4 protein-coding genes are annotated in these 3,573 nt (G+C 60.8%); all 4 read left to right on the top strand.

Translation table 11 applies throughout. From position 1 onward, the window contains the following. The first annotated feature begins 108 nt into the window (after positions 1-108). The 4 genes from istA to ACN4F8_RS20500 all read left to right on the top strand — a co-directional run bounded on the left by istA (position 109) and on the right by ACN4F8_RS20500 (position 3,221). Positions 109-1,635, top strand: a complete 1,527-nt coding sequence (istA, locus tag ACN4F8_RS20515; RefSeq protein ID WP_419475270.1) for an IS21 family transposase — start codon at positions 109-111, stop codon at positions 1,633-1,635. Further along, the gene (gene istB, locus ACN4F8_RS20510; RefSeq protein ID WP_419475269.1) at positions 1,625-2,434 is read left to right on the top strand and encodes an IS21-like element helper ATPase IstB; all 810 of its coding nucleotides are present in this window, start codon (positions 1,625-1,627) and stop codon (positions 2,432-2,434) included. The genes istA and istB overlap by 11 nt, the downstream gene beginning before the upstream one ends. 60 nt (positions 2,435-2,494) lie before the next feature. Beyond that, a complete protein-coding gene (locus tag ACN4F8_RS20505; RefSeq protein WP_419475268.1) occupies positions 2,495-2,818 on the top strand; it encodes a hypothetical protein in 324 nt (107 codons plus the stop codon). 145 nt (positions 2,819-2,963) lie between these two features. Then, on the top strand, positions 2,964-3,221 hold the full coding sequence (locus ACN4F8_RS20500) for a hypothetical protein (RefSeq protein ID WP_108497027.1): 258 nt from the start codon (positions 2,964-2,966) through the stop codon (positions 3,219-3,221). The last annotated feature ends 352 nt before the right edge of the window (positions 3,222-3,573 follow it).

The raw sequence follows: 3,573 nt of genomic DNA, 5'->3' as shown, positions 1-3,573 counted from the left end.
TGTTGATTTCCATCCAGAAGTGACCCACTAACCCCCAGGATTTCCATCTAAAACTGACCCACGTACTAACCCTAACCTGCTGCTTTGTTGAGCAGCAGGAGACCAGGAGTGATAGACGTGGCAACACTGAGTGTCATCAGGCGCTGGGCCCTGCGAGAGCAGATGTCCATCCGCGAGATCGCCCGCCGCACCGGCCTCTCGCGCAACACCATCCGCAAACACCTGCGCGCCGACGCCGACGAGCCGCACTACTCCAAACGCGTCAGCCCCAGCAAGCTCGACCCCTTCGCCCCGAAGCTGGCCGGCTGGCTCAAGACCGAAGCGGGCCGATCTCGCAAGCAGCGGCGAACCGTCAAGCAGATGCACGCCGATCTGCAGGCGCTGGGCTACACCGGCTCCTATAACCGGGTCGCCGCCTTTGCCCGGCTCTGGCACGAGCAGCGTCAGACAGCCCAGCAGACCACCGGCCGCGGCACGTTCGTGCCCCTGACCTTCGGCTGCGGCGAGGCCTTCCAGTTCGATTGGAGCGAAGACTGGGCAGTGCTCGCGGGCGTGCGCACCAAGCTGCAGGTGGCCCACTTCAAGCTCAGCCACAGTCGGGCGTTCTACCTGCGGGCCTACCTGCTGCAGACGCACGAGATGCTTTTCGACGCCCACAACCATGCGTTCACGGTGTTCGGTGGGGTGCCCAGGCGAGGCATCTACGACAACATGCGCACCGCCGTGGATCGCGTGCGCCGAGGCAAGGAGCGCGACGTGAACGCGCGCTTTGCAGCCATGGTGAGCCACTTCCTGTTCGAAGCCGAGTTCTGCAACCCGGCCTCCGGGTGGGAGAAGGGTCAGGTGGAGAAGAACGTGCGCGATGCCCGTCACAGGCTGTGGCAGGTCGTGCCGCCATTCCCCGGGCTTGAGGAGCTCAACGCGTGGCTTCAGGAGCGCTGCGTGGCCCTGTGGCACGAGATCGAGCACGGCAAGCTGCCTGGCACTGTCGCGGACGTTTGGGCCGAGGAACGGGCAGCACTGATGCCAGTACCGCGTCCCTTCGACGGCTTCGTGGAGCACACCAAGCGAGTCTCTCCCACCTGCCTGATCCACTTCGAGCGCAACCGCTACAGCGTGCCGGCGCCATTCGCCAACCGCCCCGTGAGCCTGCGCGTCTACGCCGACCGCCTGGTGATCGCAGCAGAAGGCCAGATCGTCTGTGAGCACCAGCGCCTGATCGAGCGCAACCACCATGGCGCAGGCCAGACGGTCTACGACTGGCATCACTACCTAGCGGTGCTTCAGCGCAAGCCTGGAGCCCTGCGCAATGGTGCCCCCTTCCTAGAGCTGCCGCCGGCGTTCAAACGCCTGCAGGCCACCTTGCTCAAGCAGCCAGGCGGCGACCGGGAGATGGTGGAGATCCTGGCCCTTGTACTGCATCACGACGAGCAGGCAGTGCTCTCGGCGGTGGAGCTGGCCCTGGAAGCTGGCGCTCCCAGCAAGACCCACATCCTGAACGTCCTGCACCGACTGCTCGATGGCAAGCCCGCCCCAGCGCCGGTGACGTCTCCACAAGCCCTGCGGCTCACCGTGGAACCCCAAGCCAATGTTCTTCGCTATGACCAACTGAGGGAGGTGCGCCATGCGTCATGACCCCGCCATTGCTTCCATCGTCATCATGCTGCGTGAACTCAAGATGCACGGCATGGCACATGCCGTTAACGAGCTGGCCGAGCAAGGCGCCCCCGCATTCGAGGCAGCCCAGCCCATCCTGGCCCAACTCCTCAAGGCCGAGACCGCCGAACGGGAGGTGCGCTCGGTGGCATACCAGCTCAAGGTGGCCAAGTTCCCAGCCTACCGGGATCTCACAGGCTTCGACTTCAGCCACAGCGAGGTGAACGAGGCCCTGGTGCGCCAGCTGCACCGGTGCGAGTTCCTGGAAGAGGCCAACAACGTCGTGCTGGTGGGCGGGCCAGGCACGGGCAAGACCCACATCGCCACAGCACTGGGGGTGCAAGCCATCGAACACCACCACCGAAGGGTCAGGTTCTTCTCGACGGTGGAACTGGTGAATGCACTGGAAGAGGAGAAGGCCCAGGGCAAGCCCGGGCAGATCGCACACCGACTGGCTTACGCTGACCTGGTGATCCTGGATGAGTTGGGGTACCTTCCGTTCAGCACTTCAGGAGGAGCATTGCTGTTCCACCTGCTGTCCAAGCTGTACGAGCGCACCAGCGTTGTGATCACCACGAACCTGAGCTTCGCCGAGTGGGCCAATGTGTTCGGAGATGCCAAGATGACCACGGCACTGCTGGACCGGCTCACGCATCACTGCCATATTCTGGAAACGGGCAACGACAGCTACCGGTTCAAGAACAGTTCGGCTCAGCAGCCACAACCGCCAGCATCCACCAAAAAGGAGAAGACAACCAAGAACTTATCCACAACGTGAGCATGAAGTTCACGCAAAAGGGTGGGTCAGAATTCGATGGAAATTGTGGGTCAGCTTTGCATGGAAACTAACAACCTCCTCATTGCGTGCGGCGCCAAGGATTTCCTGGTGTTCGACGTGGCCAGTGCCGAGTCTGTCGACAGCAGTGGCTGGATGGCCAAGGCTTTCGATCTTGGCCTGCGTGTCACGACCAGTGCAAGCTTGCCCTTTGCTGATCGCAAGCACATCGCGCGTGACAAGAGCGGCGTCCATGTCCAAGTTCGGCAAGGATTCGCCAGCTCGCGCACTTTCAACACTCTGGGGTTCAACGAGGACCAGCTCCAGATTGTGTCTGTGCTTCAGCAAACCGGATTGCTCTCGCTGAGGGTACCGAAGGGTGGATGAGGTGTTGAATTTTCTTCACCCTGATCGACAGCTTGGTTTTGCGATCCGAATCGCTTCATTCAAAACGCTCGGATCGAGCTATCCGTAATCCCATGTGGGCCTGATGCCCGGTGGGCACAGAGCCCATTTTCTACAAGGAAGAAATGTGGCAATCCACCCTGAAAAGCCTCCCATTACCACGTCGGTAGCGGGCATCAGCGACAGCGTGCATGCGCTGTATATCCATATCGCCGCAGACGACATCAGTTCGTTGCGCAAGGTGGATGTTTTTCGAGTCATCGAGAGTGTCCGCAGTGACAACATCGACGGCGTGACGCGACGGTCGCTCGCAAACTGGATTCAAGCCCAGCGGGAGGATCTTTCGCTGGAGGTGGACCTGGTCCTGGCTGAGTTGAGCTCTTAGCGCCCTCCTCCCCTTCATCGTCCCTGCATTCGCCCAGCGCCCACATTCCGTGGGGCTGGGTGAGCTTGCCGGGCGTACCTCAATACTCTGCCGGCACCAAACTCACGTCATCAACTGGTGAACGATGCACATGACCGTTAAACGTCACTTTTCCGTTTCGCTTCTGCGGCCTTGGCTTTGATTTCATCTGCCTTCTTTTTGGCAGCTTCTGCCTCCGAATTTAGAACGGTACCCACCAACTCAATTGATGTCACTACGTGTCGCATCCCGTACGATCATATGGTCGCTTGTGAAACAGGTGCGGGTGGGTCTGGTACCACTCTTTCATCGCCTGCATCGGCGTACTGCTCTT

This window comes from Hydrogenophaga sp. (genome assembly GCF_048549895.1).
GTDB lineage: Bacteria > Pseudomonadota > Gammaproteobacteria > Burkholderiales > Burkholderiaceae_C > Hydrogenophaga.
The sequence above is the reverse complement of the archived record's forward strand: the minus strand, read 5'-3'. Positions and strand labels throughout refer to the sequence as shown.

Excerpts from the sequence above, each read along its gene's own strand:
- istB (WP_419475269.1), top strand. The coding sequence starts at position 1,625 with ATGCGTCATGACCCCGCCATTGCTTCCATCGTCATCATGCTGCGTGAA.
- ACN4F8_RS20505 (WP_419475268.1), top strand. The coding sequence starts at position 2,495 with ATGGAAACTAACAACCTCCTCATTGCGTGCGGCGCCAAGGATTTCCTG.